This is a genomic window from Horticoccus luteus (assembly GCF_019464535.1).
Classification (GTDB): Bacteria; Verrucomicrobiota; Verrucomicrobiia; order Opitutales; family Opitutaceae; genus Horticoccus; species Horticoccus luteus.
Genome location: NZ_CP080507.1, coordinates 2890768 through 2911169, shown reverse-complemented (window position 1 = coordinate 2911169; position 20402 = coordinate 2890768). Strand labels below are relative to the sequence as shown.

19 protein-coding genes are annotated in these 20402 nt (G+C 66.2%); 7 read left to right on the top strand and 12 right to left on the bottom strand.

The genetic code is table 11. The features are described from left to right. The 4 genes from K0B96_RS11900 to trxB form a co-directional block, all read right to left on the bottom strand. On the bottom strand, window positions 1-714 hold the full coding sequence (locus K0B96_RS11900) for a creatininase family protein (RefSeq protein ID WP_220161116.1): 714 nt from the start codon (window positions 712-714) through the stop codon (window positions 1-3). Window positions 715-924: 210 nt separating this feature from the next. Then, the gene (locus K0B96_RS11895; RefSeq protein WP_220161115.1) at window positions 925-3306 is read right to left on the bottom strand and encodes a PAS domain-containing protein; all 2382 of its coding nucleotides are present in this window, start codon (window positions 3304-3306) and stop codon (window positions 925-927) included. 100 nt (window positions 3307-3406) lie between these two features. Beyond that, on the bottom strand, window positions 3407-3943 hold the full coding sequence (locus tag K0B96_RS11890) for a M15 family metallopeptidase (protein ID WP_220161114.1): 537 nt from the start codon (window positions 3941-3943) through the stop codon (window positions 3407-3409). Window positions 3944-3953: 10 nt separating this feature from the next. Then, complete coding sequence (gene trxB, locus K0B96_RS11885) at window positions 3954-4901, bottom strand: thioredoxin-disulfide reductase (protein ID WP_220161113.1); 948 nt, start codon at window positions 4899-4901, stop codon at window positions 3954-3956. Between the two features lie 193 nt (window positions 4902-5094). Between trxB and K0B96_RS11880 the strand changes: the two genes are divergently transcribed. Together K0B96_RS11880 and K0B96_RS11875 are read left to right on the top strand one after the other, a co-directional pair. Next, window positions 5095-5901 carry a DUF6923 family protein gene (locus tag K0B96_RS11880; RefSeq protein WP_220161112.1) on the top strand — a complete coding sequence of 269 codons (807 nt, stop codon included), beginning with the start codon at window positions 5095-5097 and terminating at the stop codon, window positions 5899-5901. 142 nt (window positions 5902-6043) lie between these two features. After that, entirely contained in the window at window positions 6044-7189 is a 1146-nt protein-coding gene (locus K0B96_RS11875) for a dipeptidase (RefSeq protein ID WP_220161111.1), read from the top strand. Between the two features lie 75 nt (window positions 7190-7264). Here K0B96_RS11875 and K0B96_RS11870 read toward each other — a convergent pair whose 3' ends face one another. From K0B96_RS11870 to K0B96_RS11835, 8 genes are all read right to left on the bottom strand, one after another. After that, window positions 7265-7600, bottom strand: coding sequence for a MerR family transcriptional regulator (locus tag K0B96_RS11870; RefSeq protein ID WP_220161110.1), 336 nt, complete (start codon window positions 7598-7600; stop codon window positions 7265-7267). After that, window positions 7597-8574 carry a DnaJ C-terminal domain-containing protein gene (locus K0B96_RS11865; RefSeq protein WP_220161109.1) on the bottom strand — a complete coding sequence of 326 codons (978 nt, stop codon included), beginning with the start codon at window positions 8572-8574 and terminating at the stop codon, window positions 7597-7599. Before K0B96_RS11865 ends, K0B96_RS11870 begins: the two co-directional genes overlap by 4 nt. 152 nt (window positions 8575-8726) lie before the next feature. Then, complete coding sequence (locus K0B96_RS11860) at window positions 8727-9137, bottom strand: HPF/RaiA family ribosome-associated protein (RefSeq protein WP_220161108.1); 411 nt, start codon at window positions 9135-9137, stop codon at window positions 8727-8729. Between the two features lie 23 nt (window positions 9138-9160). After that, window positions 9161-10681 carry a saccharopine dehydrogenase C-terminal domain-containing protein gene (locus K0B96_RS11855; protein WP_255558637.1) on the bottom strand — a complete coding sequence of 507 codons (1521 nt, stop codon included), beginning with the start codon at window positions 10679-10681 and terminating at the stop codon, window positions 9161-9163. Window positions 10682-10702: 21 nt separating this feature from the next. Further along, the gene (gene rnk, locus K0B96_RS11850; RefSeq protein WP_220161107.1) at window positions 10703-11131 is read right to left on the bottom strand and encodes a nucleoside diphosphate kinase regulator; all 429 of its coding nucleotides are present in this window, start codon (window positions 11129-11131) and stop codon (window positions 10703-10705) included. A gap of 614 nt (window positions 11132-11745) precedes the next feature. Then, window positions 11746-12975 (bottom strand): DegT/DnrJ/EryC1/StrS family aminotransferase, encoded by a 1230-nt coding sequence (locus K0B96_RS11845; protein ID WP_220161106.1) that lies wholly within the window; start codon window positions 12973-12975, stop codon window positions 11746-11748. 73 nt (window positions 12976-13048) lie between these two features. Next, window positions 13049-13807: an amidohydrolase family protein gene (locus K0B96_RS11840; protein ID WP_220161105.1), complete on the bottom strand. Its 759-nt coding sequence runs from the start codon at window positions 13805-13807 to the stop codon at window positions 13049-13051. Between the two features lie 30 nt (window positions 13808-13837). Continuing rightward, window positions 13838-14608 carry an amidohydrolase family protein gene (locus K0B96_RS11835; RefSeq protein WP_220161104.1) on the bottom strand — a complete coding sequence of 257 codons (771 nt, stop codon included), beginning with the start codon at window positions 14606-14608 and terminating at the stop codon, window positions 13838-13840. Window positions 14609-14697: 89 nt separating this feature from the next. On the opposite strand from K0B96_RS11835, the gene K0B96_RS11830 reads away from it, so the two are divergent. From K0B96_RS11830 to K0B96_RS11810, 5 genes are all read left to right on the top strand, one after another. Then, window positions 14698-15726, top strand: coding sequence for an NAD-dependent epimerase/dehydratase family protein (locus tag K0B96_RS11830; RefSeq protein WP_255558636.1), 1029 nt, complete (start codon window positions 14698-14700; stop codon window positions 15724-15726). Window positions 15727-15792: 66 nt separating this feature from the next. Next, complete coding sequence (locus K0B96_RS11825; protein WP_220161102.1) at window positions 15793-16839, top strand: dihydrodipicolinate synthase family protein; 1047 nt, start codon at window positions 15793-15795, stop codon at window positions 16837-16839. 7 nt (window positions 16840-16846) lie between these two features. Continuing rightward, on the top strand, window positions 16847-18028 hold the full coding sequence (locus K0B96_RS11820) for a M20 family metallopeptidase (RefSeq protein WP_220161101.1): 1182 nt from the start codon (window positions 16847-16849) through the stop codon (window positions 18026-18028). 5 nt (window positions 18029-18033) lie between these two features. After that, the gene (locus tag K0B96_RS11815) at window positions 18034-18993 is read left to right on the top strand and encodes a pyridoxal-phosphate dependent enzyme (protein ID WP_220161100.1); all 960 of its coding nucleotides are present in this window, start codon (window positions 18034-18036) and stop codon (window positions 18991-18993) included. 105 nt (window positions 18994-19098) lie between these two features. Beyond that, entirely contained in the window at window positions 19099-20397 is a 1299-nt protein-coding gene (locus K0B96_RS11810; RefSeq protein WP_220161099.1) for a citrate synthase, read from the top strand. Window positions 20398-20402 lie beyond the last annotated feature (5 nt).

Genomic DNA, 20402 nt, shown 5'->3' with positions numbered 1-20402 from the left:
TCAGGAGGAGGCGAGGGCGGCGATAAGCGGGCGGGCGCCGGCGATGAAGGCGTCGGTGTAGAGGCGGCCTTTTTCGGCGGAGGCTTCACGCGGGTCGGAGCCCCAGACAGCGTCTTGTTCCAACGTGGGAACGCGATCCGCGGGAAGGCGCGAGAGGTCGACGCATTCGGGGTGCTGGCTCATGAGAAACGAGATTTCACCGAGGGCGGCATGGTTGGCCACGACGAGGTCGGGGGAAATGAGGTCGGTCTCCGACGTGGCGATGACGCGGGTGGCGGACTGGCGGGCGTTGAGGGCGGCGGCCTCGGCTTTGATGATATCATAGTGCGGCTGGCCGACGTGGCCGCAGAGGACGAACACGACGCGGAATTTCTCGTCGGCGAGTTGCTCGAGATGTTCGCGGGCGAGGAGGCGGAGGAGGTCTTCGGAAAAGTTGAGGGAATGGCGCTGGTGGGGGAGTTCGCGCAGTGTCTTGATCGTATTGGCGGCGAAGTAGACGGGCGGAAACACGAGTCCGCCGACGGCGGCGGCGAGCGAGCAGCAGAGGCCGTGGGCTTTCAGGCCGTCGAGACCGACGGCGGCGTGGCGGCCGTGGTATTCGAGGGCGCCCCACGGGAGGTAGGCGACGGAGTGTTGCGCGGCGATGGCGGCGATCTCGTCGGGCAGGAGTGTTTCGTAGCGGCCCCAACGGGGCGAGGCGGGCGTGGCGGGCATGGGAAAATTCGGCGTCACGATGACCGCGGGGGCAACCGCGCCAAGCGGTTTTTTCGCGGGGCGCGAGGGCGAGGGGACGAACGGAGCTCCGCGGGACGCCGCGGGCTGCCGCGGGATGCGTGAGGGAAAGGGTGCGGACGGCGCGCAGTCGGAGCAGGGCGGCGCGAGCGCGGCGAAGGGCGGGCGTTTTCGGCCGCGAGCGGGCGGCGGTCAGGTGTCGAGCGCGCGACGCAACGTGCGCAAGAGTTGGTCAGCCGTGAACGGTTTCGGGAGCACGTCGCGCACCCACTGGCGGGCGACGGCGCCTTGTTTCGTGGAATCGAGGCCGGTCATGGCGACGATCGGAAGATCCGGGCGGAGTTTCAGGAGTTCGCGGATGGCGGTGGGGCCATCCATGCCGGGCATGACCATGTCGGTGAGCACGAGATGGAAGGCGTGAGGATTGGTCGCGAAGCGGGCGATCGCTTCGGCGCCGTCGGAGGCGGTGACGGCGGCATACCCGAACGCTTCGACCGTATGCTGGCAGACGGTGCGGATCGAGAGTTCGTCGTCGACGATCAACACGGTCTCGCCGCGGCCGCGGGGCGCCGCGAGGTCGGTATCGTCCGGATGCGCCTCGGCGGCCGCGGGACTGACGGGAAGATAAACGCTGAACGTGGAGCCGTGCCCCGGTGCGCTTTCCACGTGCACGGTGCCGCCGTGGCTGCGGACGATCGCATGCACCGTGGAGAGGCCGAGGCCGGTGCCGCGGCCGGTTTCCTTGGTGGTGAAGAAGGGTTCGAAGATGCGTTCGTGGAGGGCGGCGGGAATGCCGGTGCCGGTGTCGCTGACGCGCAGGCGCACGTGGGGGCCGGGGTTCAGGCCGGGCAACAATGCAGGTCCGGCGACGTCGAGGCGATCGGCGGTGAAGGTGAGCGTGCCGCCGTCGGGCATGGCATCGCGGGCGTTGACGGCGAGGTTAAGGAGGACTTGGTGCATCTGCGTGGCGTCGCCGAGGATGGGCGGCAGACGGGCCGGCAGGTTGGTCACGATGGTGACGGCGCGGGGAAACGTTTCCTCGGCGATGCGGGCGATTTCCTGGACGGAGGTCGTGAGGTCGAGGGGCTGGCGCTCGCCTTCGACGCCGCGCGCATAAGAGAGCACCTGGCGCACGAGGCTGGCGCCGCGGCGCGCGCTGCTTTCGATGGTGGTGATCAAGCGCTGGCACTCCGGTTCGCCGGGGGTGAACGAGCGGAGGAGGTCGAGGCCCATGAGGATGGGCGCGAGGACGTTATTGAGGTCGTGGGCGATGCCGCCGGCGAGCGTGCCGACGCTTTCGAGGCGTTGGGCGCGGAGGGATTGCAGTTCGAGGTTTTTGCGCTCCGTGAGGTCGCTCATGCCCCCGACCATGCGGACGGGGTGGCCGTCGGCCCCGCGCATCACCAGGCCGCGATCATGAATGAACGCGTAGGAGCCATCGCGGCGGCGGAAACGATATTCTGCGCTCCAGCTCGATTCTACGTGGGCGATGGCGGCGTGGAGGCTTTGGACCACGCGTTCGCGGTCCTCGGGGTGAAGGCGGTCGCTCCAGGAATCGAGGCCGGGCTGGATTTCCTCGGGCGGGTAGCCGAACGCGGTTTGGTAGCCGTCGCTGCGCCAAAGTGTATTCGCGCGCAGATCCCAATCCCACAAAACATCGCTGACGGCGCGAGCGGCGAGTTTGAAGCGCGCCTCGCTTTCGCGCAATGCGGCGAGGGTGTTTTCCTGCTCGGTGACATCGATGGAACACGCGAGGCGAGCCGGGCGGCCGGCGAAGTCGACATCGTGGGTGAAGACGTCGACATGCAGGAGCGTGCCGTCGCGGCGGCAATGACGCCAGCGTCCGGAGGCGCGGAAGCCGTTGGACGCGCGCACCGCCGATTCCAACGCGGCGGCATCCTCGGGCGGACGGATGTCGGTGATACGACGTTGGAGAAACTCCTCGCGACGGTAGCCGTAGCGCGCGAGGGCGGCGTCGTTGACGGTGAGGAAGCGCAGCGTCTCGCGGTCGTAGATCCAAAGGGGAAGCGGATTGTGATCGAAGAGCTGAAGGGCGGGCGGCTGGTCGGCGGCGGCAGGAGCGGTTGAATGCGCGGCGATGTGGCCGGAAGCGAGCCGCGCGAGGCGGAGCAAATGTTGCTGTTGCGTCGCCGTCAGGTCGCGGGGGCGCGAGTCGAAGACGCAGAGGGTGCCGAGCGCGTGGCCGTCGGGCGAGAAAAGCGCACAGCCGGCGTAGAAGCGGATAAAAGGTTCACCGCGCACGAGGGCGTGGTGGGCAAAGCGCGGATCGAGAGAGGTGTCAGCGACGACGAGCAGGCCGCCGGGAGCCACGATGGCGTGGGCGCAGAGCGAGTCGTCGCGGGGCGTGGCCGAGGTGGTGAAACCGAGCCGGGCTTTGAACCACAGGTGTTGTTCATCGATGAACGTCACCGCCGCCATGGTCGTATCGCAAAGGGCTGCGGCGAGCCGGGCGAGATCGTCAAATGAGGCATCGGACGGGGCGGCGAACAACCGACAGCGACGCAACGCAGCGACTCGGTCCAATTCGTGGGGCGGAAGCGGGGCGTCGACCATTAGGGTGGGGAGCGGATAGAAATGAAATTTCTTCGTAGTCTGGCAATCACGCAGTGTGCGGGAAACGGGCGCGAGAGGTCGGGGTGGCGCGCCGGGCGGTTTAGGGCGCGGCGGACGGGTGCCAGCACCAATGCCACGGTTCGTAGGTGATGCCGGCGGAGTTTCCGGGAGGATAGGAGAGGACAAAGCCCTGCGCGGCGGCGTGCGTCGTGAGCCAGTGGAACGCGTGCGTGCGGGCGAATTCTTCATCGAGCGCGAGATCGTCGGGAGAGCCGAGATCGAGGGCGCGGCCGGTATGGTGTTCACTGCAACCGGGGGCGGCGATGACGCGCAGGATCGCGGCGAGGGGTTCGCCGGCGGCGAGTTTGGCGCGGATGAGTTCGGCTTGCCGCGCGATGCTGCGAAAGCCGGAGAGCGGGAGCAGCGTGATGCCGTCGTGGGCGGCGGCGGCGTGGAGGCGATGCCACGCGGCGGCGGCGGGCGGAAGGAGGCGGACGGGGCGGCCGTCGACGGTTTGCGGGAGGGTGACCAAGTCCGCGGCGCGCGCTTCCGGGTGGAGCACGAGTCCGCGGGCCGCGCAATAATCGGCGGGGATGCCGAGCTCGTGCCAGAGCTGGGCCAGCGAAGGCGGGTGCACCGGGAGCAGCTTAAGCGCCGTGTTCGGCGAGCCAGCGTTCCGCTTCGATGGCGGCGGCGCAGCCCATGCCGGCGGCGGTGATGGCCTGGCGGTAAACGTGGTCGGCGCAATCGCCGGCGACGAAGACGCCGGGGACTTTGGTTTTCACCTGCGAACCGCCGAAGGGCACGAAGTAACCGTTTTCATCGACCTCGAGCGCGCCGGCGAAAGCGGCGGTGTTGGGCACATGGCCGATGGCGACGAAGATGCCTTTGACGGGCAGGATGTTTTCGGCGCCGGTGTGCACGTGGCGCACGCGCAGGCCATCGACCGCGCCTTGCTCCACGCCTTCGACGGCGACAGGCACGTGATTCCAGATGGGCTGAATCTTGGGGTGCGCGGTGGCGCGCTCGGCCATGATTTTCGAGGCGCGGAGGGAGTCGCGCCGGTGCACGAGATAGACCTTGCTGGCGAAGCGGGTGAGGAAGAGCGCTTCCTCGGCGGCGCTGTCGCCGCCGCCGATGACGGCGACCTCCATCTTGCGATAAAACGCGCCGTCGCAGGTGGCGCAGGTGGTGACGCCTTTGCCGCCGTAGAGTTCTTTTTCGCCGGGGATGCCGGTCATGCGCGGCGAGGCGCCGGTGGCGATGATGACGGTTTTGGCGAGAATGGTGCGGTCGGCGCAAACGAGACGGCGTGGCTGGGTGGAGAAGTCGACGGACTGGACGAGCGCCTGTTCGAAGCGGGTGCCGAACTTGGTGGCCTGCTCGCGCAGATTTTGCATGAGCTGGAAGCCGTCGATGCCGGCGGGGAAGCCGGGAAAGTTTTCGACCTCGCTGGTGGTCGTGAGCTGGCCGCCGGGGAGCGAACCTTCGAGGACCAACGGATTGAGGCTGGCGCGCGCGGTGTAGATGGCGGCGGTGAGGCCGGCGCAGCCGGTGCCGACGATGACGACGTTCTCGGTAGGAGCGGTGGACATGAGAGGAGCAGGAGGAAGAATCAAAGGTAGCACATTGCGCAACTGCGAAGGCGCGGTGGGTCGAGATGGAAGCGCGGCTAAATGAAAATTGCGCAAGTCGTACCAGGCGAAGCGGTTTCGAAGCACGGGTGAGTGGATGCCATTTTCACGTTGTGCGCGCGGCTTGCAGCCGGCCTAGTCCCGGCCCTTTTCGATGAAATACTTCGTGTTCTTGGTAACTGGTTTAACATTACTCGCGTCGGCACTGCGGGCCGATCCGTTTGCCTTTTACGGCATTTCGGGAGCAAGCAAAGGAGCCTCGATTCTTTATCAGATCGATCCGAACAATGGATCGATCTTGAGCACGATCGGCGACACCGGGCTCTCGCACATCACCGCCATGAGCTTCAATCCGCTGGATGGAAAATTGTATGCGGCGAGCAGCGGCAGCGGAGCCAGTCTTTACACGCTGAACACGTCAACGGGAGCCGCGACCTTAGTCGGCGCGCTGGGTGACTCGGACGACATTCCGGACATGACGTTTCGGAGCGACGGCACGTTGTTTGCGTGGAGCGAAAACAACGATACGCTAAAAACGATCAACCTGGCCACCGGCGCCGCGACGGATCTGGCGTTTGGCACCGATACGTATCAGACCGGCTTGGAGTTCGGGCCGACCGGAGTGCTATACCTCAAGGTGGCGAGTGATTTTTATACGGTCGATGTGGACAGCGCGACCGTCACTTATTCGATGACGACGGGGGTGGATTTTAAGAACCTCCTCGCGATCGATAGCGCGGGCCGGGTTTATTCGGGCGTGCGAGATGGCAGTTCGACCCTCCTATATACCATCGATCTGAACACGACCGAGGCGACCTTGATCGGCACGGCAGCGGCGAGCTTCAGCGCCATTGCGTTCACCGGCACGGCGCCGGCCATTCCGGAACCCTCGACGTATGCCGTGATGTTCGGAGCGGCCGCACTTGGGATCGCGGTTTGGCGTCGCCGGCGAAACGCCTGACGCGACGCCGGACCAGCATGACGAGCGCACCTGCGGGTGCGCTTTTTTTATGGGCGAGTCGGGCGCGGACGAAGCGCGTGCCGGTGCGGTGCCTGGCAAACGCAGGCTTGGCGGGGCGCGAGGCGGGCGGCAGGTTGTCGCGATGACGGACGACGCGGCGGCGGTGCACGAGCGGGTGTTTACGATCGATACGCATTGCGACACGGCGACGGGACCGCTCGCGCGGGCGGGCTGGGATTTTGGGCTGCGGCACGAGGCGGCGGAGGACGGATCGCAGGTCGATTTGCCACGCATGCGCGCGGGAGGCGTCGATGCGATGGTGTGGGCGGTTTACGTGACGCAGGCGGCGCGGACGGCGCGAGGCTTCGCGCGGGCCCATGCGCTGGCGGTGCGGACGTGCGAGCGCGTTCGCGCGGTCGTGGCGGCGAAGGCGAATGAATGCGTCGTGGTGACGACGGCGGACGAAGCGTGCGCGGCGAAGGCGGCGGGGAAGCGCGCGATATTTTTGAGTTTGGAGAACAGTTATTCGCTGGGGCGCGAGATCGCGCACGTGGCGAAGTTTCGCGCGTTGGGCGTGCGGATGATCGGTTTGACGCACATGCTCAACAACGAGGTGGCGGATGCTTCGACGGATCCGCGAGGCGAGGAGTGGGGCGGACTGAGTCCGCTGGGGCGCGAGCTCGTGGCCGAGTGCAACCGGCGGGGGATCGTGCTGGATGCGTCGCATGCGAGCGATGAGACGTTGCGGCAGATGCTCGCGCTGTCGCGGTCGCCGGTGGTGTTGTCGCACAGCGGTTGCCGCGCGGTGTGCGATCATCCGCGCAACATCGGGGATGCGTTGCTGCGAGAACTCGCGGCGGCGGGCGGCGTGATTCAGATCAATGCTCTGCCGGTGGCGGTGGTGCCGGATCCGCGGGGTGAGGAGCGCACGCGGGCGTTCGCGGCGCTGCTGCTCTCACTGGCGGAAAAAGAACTCACGCCCGACGTCGAGGCGTGGGCGGAGGGAGAATGGCACCGGTTGGGGCGCACGTGGCCGAATCCGGTGGCGACGCTGGCCGATTTCGTGCGGCACGTGGAGCACGCGGTGGAGATTGCGGGGATCGACCACGTGGGCATCGGCTGCGACTTCGATGGCGGCGGCGGCGTGCGCGGGTTGAACGACGTGAGCGACTTCCCCCGCCTCACCGCGGCGCTCTTGCAGCGGGGTTGGAAAGAGGCGGAGGTGGCGAAAGTGTGGGGCCGCAATACGCTCCGCGTGCTGGGGGCGGCGGCCGCGCAGGCGGAGTGAGCGACGAGCGGTGGATGGAGGGTTGAGGCACGGGCGCGACTCGATGAGGCAGTCGCGTGGCGGAGTGGCGCGAGTTCAGGGACCGCGCAGGAAACGCAGTTCGTTTTTCAAGCGGTCGACTTCCCGCCACAGTTCGCAGAGCAAGGGGAGCGCCTGGCGGTTGACGCCGTGATGCTGGCGGAAGTGTTCGATGCGGCGCACTTCGTAGAGGGCGTTGTCGTCGAATTGGGGCTCGCGGTCCGGTGCGGTGCGCTCGGGGCCGAGCAAGCCTTGGCGGCAGTAGTAACGAAGCAACTCGGGGTGCACGCCAGTCAGGCGGGCGGCGGTTTCGAGTGAGTAGAGGGACGGCTCGCCATCGACCAAGTTGACGACAGCGATCGTGCGTTGGGCGGAGAAGATGAAATTGCTCATGACAAGGGCCTCGGGTTGAAGGTCGAAACGGCGGCGAGCTTTTCCCAGAGCGCTTTTTCTTCGGCCGAGACGACCGGGGGTGTCTGGAGGGTGACGGTGGCGTAAAGGTCGCCGCGGCCGTCGTCGCCGCGGGGGAGGCCGAGACCGCGCAAGCGGAGGCGGCTGCCGGCGGCGGTGCCGGGAGGAACGCGCAGGGAAGTCGCGCCATCGAGAGTGGGGATTTTCGGATGCGCGCCGAGCACGGCTTCCCACGGGGCGAGGACGAGATCGTAATAGAGATCGGCGTCGCGGACGCTGAGATCGGGATGACGTGCGAGGCGGACGCGCAGGTAAAGATCGCCCGCGGCGGCGCCGCCCTGGCCTGGCTCGCCCTGGCCGGCGAGGCGGATGCGCTGGCCCTCACGCACGCCCGGCGGGATGCGCACGTGGTAGGTGTTGGTGCGCTCCGGTTCACCGCGCATCGCCGGGCGGCGCAGCGTGATCGTGCGGGGCGAACCGCGCAGCACTTCTTCCAGCGTGACCAGAATGTCGGCCTCCACGTCGCTGCCGGGAAACGCAAAACCGCCGCCGCGGCCGCCGGGGGCGGAGCGGCGGGAGAAACCCGAGCCGTCGCGGCCGCCGGCGAAAAACGATTCAAAGAAATCGCTGTAGCCGGTGCCGCCAAATTCGAAGTCGGATTCGTCGGGCGGAACGCCGCCGCCGGTGGGCGGGCGATAGCCGGGCGGGGGCGATTCGGGCGTGGGATCCTGCCAGCGCGCGCCGAGTTCGTCGTAACGGCGGCGTTTCTCGGGATCGCTCAAGACCTCGTAGGCTTCGTTGATCTCCTTAAACTTCGCTTCGCCGGCGGATTTGTTTTTCGCGACGTCGGGATGGTGGATGCGTGCGAGTTTGCGGAAGGCCTGCTTGATTTCGTCCGGCGAAGCGGTGCGAGGGATGTCCAAGGTTTCATAGTAGTCCTTGAATTTTACAGCCATGACACAGCGTGTGCGGGCGTCCGGGCGGCGTCAAATTACCGCGCTGCAATGGGTGCGCGGGCGACGCCAATGGAGCAACGTGGCGGCCGCGGGACGGGCCGCGGCCGCACGATTCAACGAAGCCGGCGGGACCGGCGAGGGCCGGCGCCGGGCTAACCCATGACGAGCGTTTCAGCGAGCGCGTGACGGGTGCTGGAGCGGGCGTCCGCGTGCGTGCGGATGTCATCGCGATGGCGGTGACGCCGCAGCGCGGTGTGCCGGCGCCGGAGTTTGCGCGCCAGTTTCTCGATCAGGAGATCGACGGATTTGTAGGCGTCGGGTGTCGTGACCGAGGCGAAGAGATCCGGGCCGAGGATTTCAATGTGACCCTTGGCGGCGAACATCGGGAGGCCGCCGTGGAGGTCGCGCTCGACGTCGATGCGGACACGGATGATAGACGGATCGAGCCGCAGCAGGCGGGCTGCTTTGGTGTGGATGATCGTCTTCATGGCTTCGGTGGGCCAGACGCGGATGCCGCGGAGGATGAACTTGTCGGAGGAGGGTGAGGAGTGGAGGGAGTTCATGATGATAACGCAGGGGTTGAGGTTCAGGGTTGGAAGACGAAGTTACCGAACTGCCAGGGATCGGCCTCGTCGGCCGGAAGGCGGGCGGCGGCTTCGTCGAAATAGACGCGGCGCTGGCTGAGTGGAGTCCAATGCGAGGGCACCGAAATGATATTGCCGAGGTAAGGGGCTGCGTCGCGGAGGATTTCGTCGTGGGGCAGATCTTCGGGGAGGCAAAGGCCCTGGCGCGGGTGGCGCACGGCCCACAGCGCGGCGGCCAGCACGCCGGCGGCGACCTGCACGGCGGTCGCATTGACGTGCGGCACTTTTTTCCGGGCGTCGTCGATGGAGAGCACACTGCCAGTCCACCACGAACGGAAGGGATGGCCCATCAGGAGGGCGCCCACGAGGTCGCCGCCCGTGACGATTTCGTCGGTGAGGATACGTTTGCGCGGATGCAATTCATAATGCCGCGCGCGCAACTCGTGCAGCGAGACGAGGGAGTCGTTGCAGGGGTTGTAGGCGTAATGGACGGTGGGGCGGTAAACGACGCGGCCCTTCTCGCGCACGGTGAGCGCGTGCGAAAGGCTGAAGGATTCGCCGTGGGTCACCGACATGCCGACGATTTCCTGATTGGGCACCCAGGAGCGAACCCAGGAATTGAGGCCCATCTGCGGGAGGATGATTTGGTTGCCGGGCCCGATCGCGGGACGCAGGGCGAGCGGGGGGAGGGTTTTCTCGTGGGTGCCCCAGCCGATTTCGCAGGGCGAAATCGACTCCTCCCACATGCCCTCGACACTCCATGTGCCCACAAATTCATCGGGCGACTTGGCCTGGTCGGCGCGCTGGGTGTCCCACTCGCTGCAGTGGATGACCTTCACGTCGAGTTCGCGGGCGAGTTCGGCAAAGTGACGGTCGCCCATGAAGCGCTCGATCCGGCGGGCGCTCGCGGCCGGGCGCTTTTTTTCGCGGAGCACGGCCTCGCCGATGTCGAGCAGTCCGCGTTTCACAAAATGGGAAACGAGGCCGGGATTCGAGCCGTGGTCGACCACCGCCGTGGCGGTGTGGCGCCACGCGGCGGCCAGGGGAAGGAATTTGGTGTAGCGGTGGTAAAGCGATTTTTCGACGAGGGGCTTGCGATGGGTCTCAGCGGAAGGGTCCCACGATTCGAGGGAGGCGTTGATATAGAGAACGTCGTTGTCGTGGGCCCAGAGAACGATGTCGAAGAAGTCGACGCTCCAGGCGAGGTCGATGATCAGATCGCCGGGGCCGGCGTGCGACGAGAGCAGGCGCGCGAGACTGAAGGGCGTGATCTTTTCCCGGACGAAGCGCAGGCCCTTGGCGATCCACGGGCGCAGAACCTCTTCGCGGTCGGAAAAATCGATGACCACGATTTGGGAACAAGGCACCCGCAGATGCTTGAGGAGGAGCGGCAGCAGCGCGTGAGCGACGACGCCGAATCCAACCATCACGATGCGTTTATTAAATTCCACGATAATACAGGACGTATAAGTATAGTTGACATGGCTCCGCCCGCCGGGCGCGTCGCCCGGAGAGGGAGTCACTGAAGGAAGACGGGCGCGCGCTCAGCCAAACTGCGCTCCGGCGAGCACGGGATCGGCGACGGCGGCGGGTTGGGTGACCTCACGGATGAGGATGTGGCGGCGACCGCCGGGCGTGTCCCAATGCACTTCGTCGCCCTCGCTGTAGCCAAGGAGAGCGGTGCCGATGGGGGCGAGGACGGACAGCCGGTTCTGATCGACGTCGGCCTGCTCCGGGAAAACGAGCGTGTATTGCTCGATCTCGCCAGTGGCGCGATCTTCGAAGGTGACGCGCGAACCCATCGTGACTGACTGGGAGGGGAGTGCGGAGACATCCACGATGGCGGCACGATCGAGCTCGGCATGGAGCTTTTGATAGGCGCCATTCGGTTTGGAGCGCGGGGCCAGTTTCAGGAGGAGGCGGAGTTTGGCGTAGTCTTCGCGAGTGAGATAGATGGGAGCGTGGTTGTTCATGATCATAAAGGGTGATGGGTGGGGGAGGACGTGGTTTACAGGGATAGCCCGAAGGCGGCTGCGATGAGGTCAGCCGCGATCGGACACGGCTATGCCGGGACGCCCGGCGAGGGATGAAGCGCGGTGCTAGACCGCGGAAAGCAGGTGTGCAGAACGCGACCGATGAGGCGCTGGCCTGCGAGGCTGGAGGGTTGCCCGGTGACTGCGTCCCGGGCTAAACTCGGCGCGATGGAGCGCGCTCAGCCCTGGAAAACAGCACCGGGAAGGACCGGTTGGACATGCGACGTCCCCGTTCCTGCCGATGCACGGCGGGAATAAGAAAGAGGACGCGTGGAAAGCGAAATCATGTCGGGCTGAATTATGCGAACACCAGAGCGCCGACGGGCGGAGCTGTCAATAGTAAAAAATGTATTGCGAGGCGAATTCGTCGTCGGGAACGAGCATCAACGTTTTATATTTGTTTATAATTCGTGACGTCGTGCGAACTCGGGAAAACGCGCCGCGGCGAACGTTGCGGCGGAGCCGGCGGCGAGGCGCGAAGATTTTATAGCGAGCGGTGCTCGCAGGCCGCCGCCGCGCGGGGGAAGCGCGCGGGCCGGGAAAGGCGGCGGGGCTTAACGCGCGAAGCGGTGCGCGAGCGTGGTGAGGGCGAGGGCGACTTTTCCGATGTAGGCGGGCGTCATCGCTTCGTTGATGGGGAGCGTGATGCCGTCGGCCAGGACGGCTTCCGCGGTGGGGCAGGAGACGGTGCGATAGTCCATGGCGGTGAGGCCGCTGTCGCGCACGGGCCAGGCGCCGCCGAAGAAGTTGTGATTTTGAAAAACTTGGTAGCGATAGACGGGCTGCGGCAGATAGCCGGCGCTGGCGGCGACGCCTTCCGCGCGGGCGGCGGCGGCAAATTCATCTCGCGTGCAGGTGAGGCGGGCGAGATCGAGGCGCAGAAAGTAAAACCAATAGCTATGCAAATCACCGGCGTGGGTGACGGGAGGAAGGATACCGGGCGTATCGGCCAGCGCCGTGGTGAGCTGCACGCCGAGGCGGTTGCGGGCGGCGACCAGGGCGGAGAGCTTCGTCATCTGCGCAGCGGCGACGGCGGCTTGGGGCTCGCTCATACGGTAGTTGGGCGCGAGGTCGGCGGGATCGCGGGTGCCGTGGACGCGGTCGTAGGATTTATCGCCCCAGCGCGAGAGAGTGGCGCCGTATTTTTCGTGCGGTGTGCCGACGATGCCGCCGTCGCCGCAGCTCACGTGCTTGAAGTCGTTGAACGAATAGCAGGCGAGATCGCCAAAGAGGCCGACGGGCGTGCCGCGGTGTTGGGCGCCCCAGGATTGGGCGCAGTCCTCGATGAGGGCGAGGCCGTGTTCGCGGGCGAGGGCGGAGAGGGCGGTGAGATCGCTGGGATTGCCGGCGAGATGCACGGCCATGATGGCGCGGGTCTTCGGGGTAATCGCGGCGCGAACGGCGGAGACATCGAGATTGTAGGTGCGGGCGTCGATATCGGCGAAAACGGGAACGCCTTGTTGATACAGAATACCGATGACTGAGCCCATGTCGGTGATGGGTGAGGTGATGATCTCGTCACCGGGACGCAAACGCAGCGCGGCGACGGCGACGTGGAGCGCGGCGGAGCCGGACGAGCAGGGGAAGAGGCAGGGCAACGGATAGTGGCGGCGGAATTCCTCGAGGAGGGCGGTGGTTTGCGGGCCTTGCCAATAGAAGAGCGAGGATTGCTCGACCATCGCGGTGAGGCGGGTGAGCTCAGCGGCTCCCCAGCGGCGAGGGCGGGGGACGGGTTCGTCGACGATGGGCGAGTGCGTGGCGGTAGGGACGGAAGAAGAGGGCATGGCGGCAGGCGAAGGCGATGGAGTGAGCGATGAGCAGCGGTGGGCGTTCGCCGCGCGGGTGTGGAGAAGCGCGTCAGAGGCCGAAGAATTTTTCGGCGTTGCGAGACGAGAAGGCCCGGCGAACGGCGGCGGGGAGTTGCGCGGTGGTGAGCTTGGCGAGGCTGGCGCGGGCGACGAGGAATGGAGCGTGCGAGCCGAACATCACGCGGTCGGTGGAGAATTCCTTGGCGAGCGTGGCGATGGAATCGGTCCATTCGACGAATGCCGTGTCGAAGGAGAAGGCCGTGAGTTTTTGTTGAGCGAGTTCGCGAAGTTCAGGGAGGCCGAGGCCGAGGACGAGGGGCCGCAGGTCAGGGTAACGTTGGAGAAAAGGCGCGAGCTGCTTCGCGGTGAGGGCCTTCACGCTGAGGCCGTGATAGCGGTGGCGGTCATCCTCGAGGCGGGTTTCGACGACGACTTTGAGGTGGCGGGCGGCGACCTCGGCGAAGAACGCCGCGAAGCGCGGGGCTTCGGGGCGGTAGTTGTGATACGGAGGGAGAAGTTTGATGGCGCGGAGAGGGCCGGTGGCGGTGGCGTCGAGTTGTTCGCGCCAGTGCGCAAGGGCGGGGTTGACGACGGGCAGCGGCAGGAGCGTGGGCGTGCGCCGGACGGCGGCGAAGAGTGTGCGATTGGCGGGGAGAGGGTCGGGCGCGAGTGCGGCGGGGAGAGGCGAGACGAGGGCGCGATCGATCCCTTCGGCGGCGAGGTGCGCGGCGAGTTGCGGCGCATTGAATTCCGGCAGAAAGGAAAAGGGCCAGGGGCCAAGGTGGACGTTGGTATCGATGAGGCTCATGCGGGGAACGGAGCAGGCGGGAGGAGGAAATCAGGGGGCGAGTTGCAGAAGGCGGGCGGTGTTGCCGTAGAGGATTTTCTCGCGCTCGGTGGTGCTCATCTTCGTGCCGAGAATGCGGTTGAGCGTGACGGAGGTTTCGCGAATCGGGAGATCGGAGCCGTAAACGATGTGGTCGGCGCCGAGGTGTTCGAGGGCGAAGTCGAGGAGGCCGGCTTCGGGGTAGCCGCCGGACGTGTCGACGACGAGATTGTCGATGCCCTTGGCTTCGAGAATGCCGCGGTAACCGCAGCCGGTAAGATGCGCCATAATGATCCGGACGTTGGGAAAGCGGCGGGCGAGGAGGGCGGTGTCCTCGGGGTCGGAGTGCATGTGGCGCTGGCGGATATGCGTCATGCTCCAGGTATGTTGGAGGACGGGGAGCCCGAAGCGGGCGGCGGCGTGCATGACGGGTTTCATGCAGGCTTCGCGGGCGTTGTTGGAGATTTCGAGTTTGATGCCTTTGAAGCCGAGCGCGGCGCAGCGTTCGACTTCGCGCTGGACGGCGCGTTCGCCGAGGACGGGATTGAGCCCGCAAAACCCGGTGAAGTAGTCGGGGCGCCAGCGGAGCAATTGGGCGGTCTGGTCGTTGATGGTGCGGACTTGCTTTTCGTTCGGGCGCGGGCCGTAGACGAGGACATCGCCGAGGCAGATCATGTGACGGACGCCGAGGGCGGAGGCGCCGGCGGCGAGGCGGTCGGCTTCGGCGGCGGAATAGCCGGAGCGGAAAAAGACGGGGTGCGTATGGATGTCGATGGCGCGCATGGGAACGAGGGGAGGACGCAGGCGAAGGCAGACTGGCGGCGGGAAACGGAGTGACAAGGCGGATTGGCGCAGCCACAGTGCGCGCCCCTATGACTGTTGCGCGCACGGACCGCGAAATCGAGTGGCTGTTATCCGAACCGACGGCGGGAGCGGTGGCGGCGGCGCGGGCGTTGGACGGCGATTTCATGGTGCTGGGCGTGGGGGGCAAAATGGGAACGACGCTCGCGGTGATGCTGCGGCGGGCGCTCGATGCGGCGGGCAGGAAGAACACGCGGGTGCTGGGTGTGTCGCGGTTCAGCCGGCCGGAGGGAAAGCGCGCGTTGGAGGAGTTTGGCGTGGTGCCCGTGGCGTGCGACTTGGCGGATTACGAGGCGGTGATGAAACTGCCGGACGCGGCGAACATCGAATATCTCGCGGGGCAGAAATTCGGGACCGACAGCGCGCCGGATGAAACGTGGATTCAAAACACGATCGTGCCGTCGCACGTGGCGCGGCGATTTCGCACGGCGCGCATGGTGATTTTTTCGACGGGTTGCGTGTATCCGTTCGTGCCGGTGGGCAGCGGCGGGGCGACGGAGGCGACGCCGGTGGCGCTGCTCGGCGAGTATGCCAGCACGTGTGTGGGGCGCGAGCGGGTGTTCACGCATTACGCGCGGAAATTTGGGACGCCGGAGCTGATCTACCGGTTGAATTATGCGGTGGAGCTGCGCTACGGCGTGCTGGCGGACATCGCGCAGCGCGTGCTCAGCGGCGAGCCGATCGATGAGACGATGAACGCGTTCAATTTGATCTGGCAGGGGGATGCGTGCGCGCGGGCGATCCAGTGCCTGGAACACGTGGCGTCGCCGCCGAAACTGCTGAACGTGACGGGGCCGCGGGAAGTGACGATTCGCGAAGTGGCGGAGCGGTTTGGCGCGCTGGTGGGACGCAAACCCGTGATGACGGGCACGCCGGCGACGACGGCGTGGCTGGCGAACGCGGACGAATCGATGCGGTTGTTTGGGCCGGTGACGAAGTCGCTCGAGGACATGATCGCCTTGGTGGCGGACCATTTGCGCAGCGGCGGTCACTTGCTCGGCAAGCCGACGCATTTCGAGGCGCGCGACGGAAAATTCTGACGGCGGCGGGACGCGGCGTCTGGTGGGCAAACTTCAGCGTCAACGAGCAAACCTTTCTTTTTCGACATGGACCTACGTTCTCATCTTCAAGCGGGCCAGGTGATCCCGGCGCAGCCGCTCGCGCTGGACGCGGACCGGCGGTTTTCGGCGCGGCATCAGCGCGCGATCACGCGTTACTATGTGGCGGCCGGAGTGGGCGGGCTGGCGGTCGGCGTGCATTCGACGCAGTTCGAGATTCGCGAACCGCAGCACGGGTTGTTCAAGCCGGTGCTGGAGCTGGCGGCGCGGACGATCGATGAGGAACTGGCGCGAGCGCCGCGGGCGTTCATCAAGATCGCGGGGGTGTGCGGTCGCACGGCGCAGGCGGTGGGAGAGGCGGAGCTGGCGCGGTCGCTCGGTTATCAGGCGGGCCTGCTGAGTTTGTCGGCGTTCAAGAACGACACGGAAGATGCGATGATCGCGCACTGCGCGCGGGTGGCGGAGGTGCTGCCGGTGATCGGGTTCTATCTGCAACCGGCGGCGGGCGGGCGGCTGTTGGGGTATTCGTTTTGGCGGCGGTTCGCGGAGATTCGGAACGTGATCGCGATCAAGATCGCGCCGTTTAATCGTTACCAAACCATCGATGTGGTGCGGGCGATCGTGGAGAGCGGCCGCGACGATGTGGTGCTCTACACGGGCAACGACGACAGCATCGTGGTCGATCTGCTGACGCCGTTTTCGTTCGAGGCGGGAGGGCGTCGTGTGACGCGGCGCATCGCGGGTGGATTGCTGGGGCACTGGGGCGTGTGGACGAAGCGCGCGGTAGAGTTGCTGGAGGAGATCAAGGTGGCGCGGATGAGCGGGGCGTTGGACGCGACATGGCTGACGCGAGCGATCGCGGTGACGGACATGAACGCGGCGTTGTTCGACGCGGCGAATGGATTTCGCGGCTGCATCCCGGGGATTTTGGAGGTGTTGCGCCGGCAGGGGCTGGTGCCGTCGGTCCACTGTTTGAATCCGCACGAGGTGTTGTCGCCGGGCCAGGCGGAGGAGTTGACGCGCGTGGCGCAGGCGTATCCGGAGTTGGTGGACGATGCGTTTGTGGCGGCGAATCGGGAGCGTTGGCTGAGCTGAGGGCGTGATGAACAACCGTAGAAAATCCTTCACGGTGGAGACCGCGGCCGCGGCGGGGGCGCCGGCGAGCGCGGAGGAATTGCTGGGGCGCATGGTGGGTTTCGAGACGGTGAATCCGCTGATGGGCGGACCGGCGGGCGGCGAGGCGGCGCTGGCGGCGCATCTGGAGTGGCTCGCAACGGGGTGGGGTTTGCGCACGCGGCGTCTGCCGGTCGATGACGGACGGTTTAATCTGCTCGTCTCGTGCGAGGTGGCGGGCGACGCGGAGTGGTTGTTGTTCGAGAGCCATTTGGACACGGTGACCGTCGACGGCATGACCGTGGAGCCGTTCGCGGCGAAGGTGGACGGTGAGCGGATTTACGGGCGCGGAACGTGCGACACGAAAGGCTCGGGAGCGGCGATGTTGTGGGCGTTGCGCGACCGCGCGGCGGGAGGGGAACGGCGGCGCAACGTCGGCGTGCTGTTCGCGGTGGACGAGGAGGCGCGGATGACGGGGGCGCGGGGTTTTGCGGCGGGGGCGTTGCGGGAGTTTTTGCCGCGGTTGCGCGGGGTGATCGTGGGCGAGCCGACCCGGATGCAGCCGATCGTGACGCACAATGGCGTGGTGCGCTGGCGCACGCGGACGCGGGGCGTGGCGGCGCATTCGTCGGACCCGACGAAAGGGCGTTCGGCGATCTCGGCGATGCGGCGGGCGTTGACGGATTTCGAGGAGAACTACGCGCCAACAGTGAACGCGGTGAATGCGTTGACCGGCCGGGCGGCGGCGAGCGTGAACACGATTCGCGGCGGGACCGCGGTGAACATCATCGCGGAGGAGTGTGCGATCGAATGCGACCGGCGCACGGTGCCGGGGGAGACGACGGAGCAGGTGTTGCGCGAGCGCGAGGCGGCGTTTGCGGGGCACGCGGTGGAGCACGACGAGCTTTACGTGGCGCCGGCGATGGACGCGGAACAGAGCGGGGCGTTGCACGCGTGGGTGGCGCGGGCGATCGAGCGTCACGGGGGCGATGCCACGCCAAGAGGCGCGCCGTATGTGACGGATGCGGGGCACTACGCGGCGGCGGGAGCGGCGAGCTTGGTGCTGGGGCCGGGCGACCTCGCGCAGGCGCACCGGGCGAACGAGTGGATTGCGCGCGATCAACTGGCGCTGGCGACGGCGGTTTATCTCGAGCTGATGCGGCAGCCTTGAGCGCGATGAAAACGGACAGCGTGACGCTGGAGGACATTCGGGCGGCGCACGCGCGGATCGCGAGTCGGGTGCACCGCACTCCGGTGCTGACAAGTGCGTGGCTCGACGAGGAGGTGGGGGCGCGGCTGTATTTCAAGTGCGAGAATTTGCAGCACGTGGGGGCGTTCAAGGCGCGCGGGGCATGCAACGCGGTGTTTTCGTTGTCGGACGAAGCGGCGGCGCGGGGCGTGGTGACGCATTCATCGGGCAACCATGGGGCGGCGCTCGCGTGGGCGGCGCGGGCGCGGGGCATCGCGGCGCATGTGGTCATGCCCTCCAACGCGGCGCAGCCGAAGCAGCGGGCGGTGGCGGCATACGGAGCGCGAGTGGTGTTTTGCGAACCGACGCTGGCGGCGCGCGAAGCGACGTGTGCGCGGGTGCAGGCGGAGACGGGCGCGACGCTGGTTCATCCTTACAATGATCTGCGCGTGATCGCGGGGCAGGGCACGGCGGCGGTGGAGCTGCTGGAGCAGGCGCCGGGGCTCGAGGTGGTCGTGGTGCCGGTGGGCGGAGGCGGGTTACTCAGTGGAACGGCGGTGGCGGTGAAGGCGGTGCAAGCGGGGACGCAGGTCTGGGGTGCCGAGCCGGCGCAGGCGGATGACGCGAGCCAGTCGTTGCGGGCGGGACGCATCGTGCAGACGACGGCGAACACGGTGGCCGATGGGTTGAGGAGTGCGTTGGGTGAATTGGATTTTCCGCTGATTCAGGCGCACGTGGACGACATCGTGACGGTGAGCGAAGAGGAGATCGTCGCGGCGATGCGGCGGTTGTGGGAAGCGTTGCGGGTGATCGTGGAACCGAGCAGCGCGGTGGCTTTCGCGGCGGTGCGGGGACGCCGTTGGAGCGGAGGCGGACCGCGCGTGGGCCTCATCCTCACGGGCGGAAATGTCGATTTGGACCATCTGCCGTGGAGTGTCGGTGCATGAGGGAGCGTGCAGGGACCGTGAAGCGAGGTTAACAAATGCGGCCAAGGGCGTTGGTGCGTGAACTTTTCTTTGCAAGCGGCGCAGTTTTAGCTTGGGTCAACAGTTATGGCCGACACCGCGACGCTTCATCTCGACGACAAGGATTATTCTCTGCCCATCATCGTGGGCACGGAGGGAGAGAAGGCGATCGACACGCGGCGTTTGCGGGCGTCGAGCGGCTACGTGGCCTACGATCAAGGGTATGGCAACACGGGGTCGTGCGAGAGCGAGATCACGTATCTGGATGGCGAGCATGGCGTGCTGCGGCATCGGGGTTATCCGATCGAGCAACTGGCGACGCACAGCGATTTCGTCGAGACGGCGTATCTGATCATTTACGGTGAGCTGCCGAATGTCGCGAAACGAAAGGAATTCGGGCTGCGGCTGCGCAAGCACGCGGCGATCGAGACGCAGATGCAGAAGATTCTGGAAGGGTTTCCGACCAGTGCGTCGCCGATGGCCATGTTGTCGGCGATGGTGAGTGCGCTGCCGGCGTATTATCCGGATCTGGCGACCAACGACTTCGAAAAAGATCTCAAGAACTTCGATCGCGCGGCGGCGGTTGCGATTTCGAAGGTGCGCTCGATGGTGGCGATGATTTACCGCTACACGCACGGGTTGCCGTATGTGTTTCCGAAGCAGGATCTGCCGTTCTGCGACAATTTCCTGCACATGATGTTTTCGGAGCCGTATCAGGAATACGAGCGGCTGCCGGAGGTTTCGAAGGCGTTGAATTTGCTGCTCCTGCTGCACGCGGATCACGAGCAGAATTGCTCGACGTCGACGGTGCGCATGGTCGGATCGAGCGCGGCGAATCTGTTCGCGTCGATGTCGGCGGGGATTTGCGCGCTGTCGGGTCCGCTGCACGGTGGCGCGAACGTGGCGGTGATGCAGATGCTGCAATCGATCCACGATGAAGGCGACGATGGCACGCGGTTCATCGCGGCGGCGAAGTCGGGCAACAAGAGCACGCGACTGATGGGCTTCGGGCATGCCGTTTACCGCAACTTTGATCCCCGGGCGAAGATCATTGGCGAGGCGTGCGACACGGTGTTGAAGCGGCTGGGCATCGACGATCCGTTGCTGCACATCGCGAAGAACCTGGAGCAGGCGGCGTTGCAGGACGACTACTTCATCTCGCGCAAGCTTTACCCGAACGTGGATTTCTATTCGGGCATCATCATGCGGGCGATCGGGATCCCGATGGACATGTTTACGACGATGTTCGCGATCGGGCGTTCGCCGGGCTACATCGCGAACTGGAAGGAAGTGGCGTCGAATCCCAAGGGCCGCATCTACCGGCCGCGGCAGGTTTACGTCGGCGCGACCGAGCGAAACTACGTGCCGATCGCGGAGCGCCCGTGAGGTCG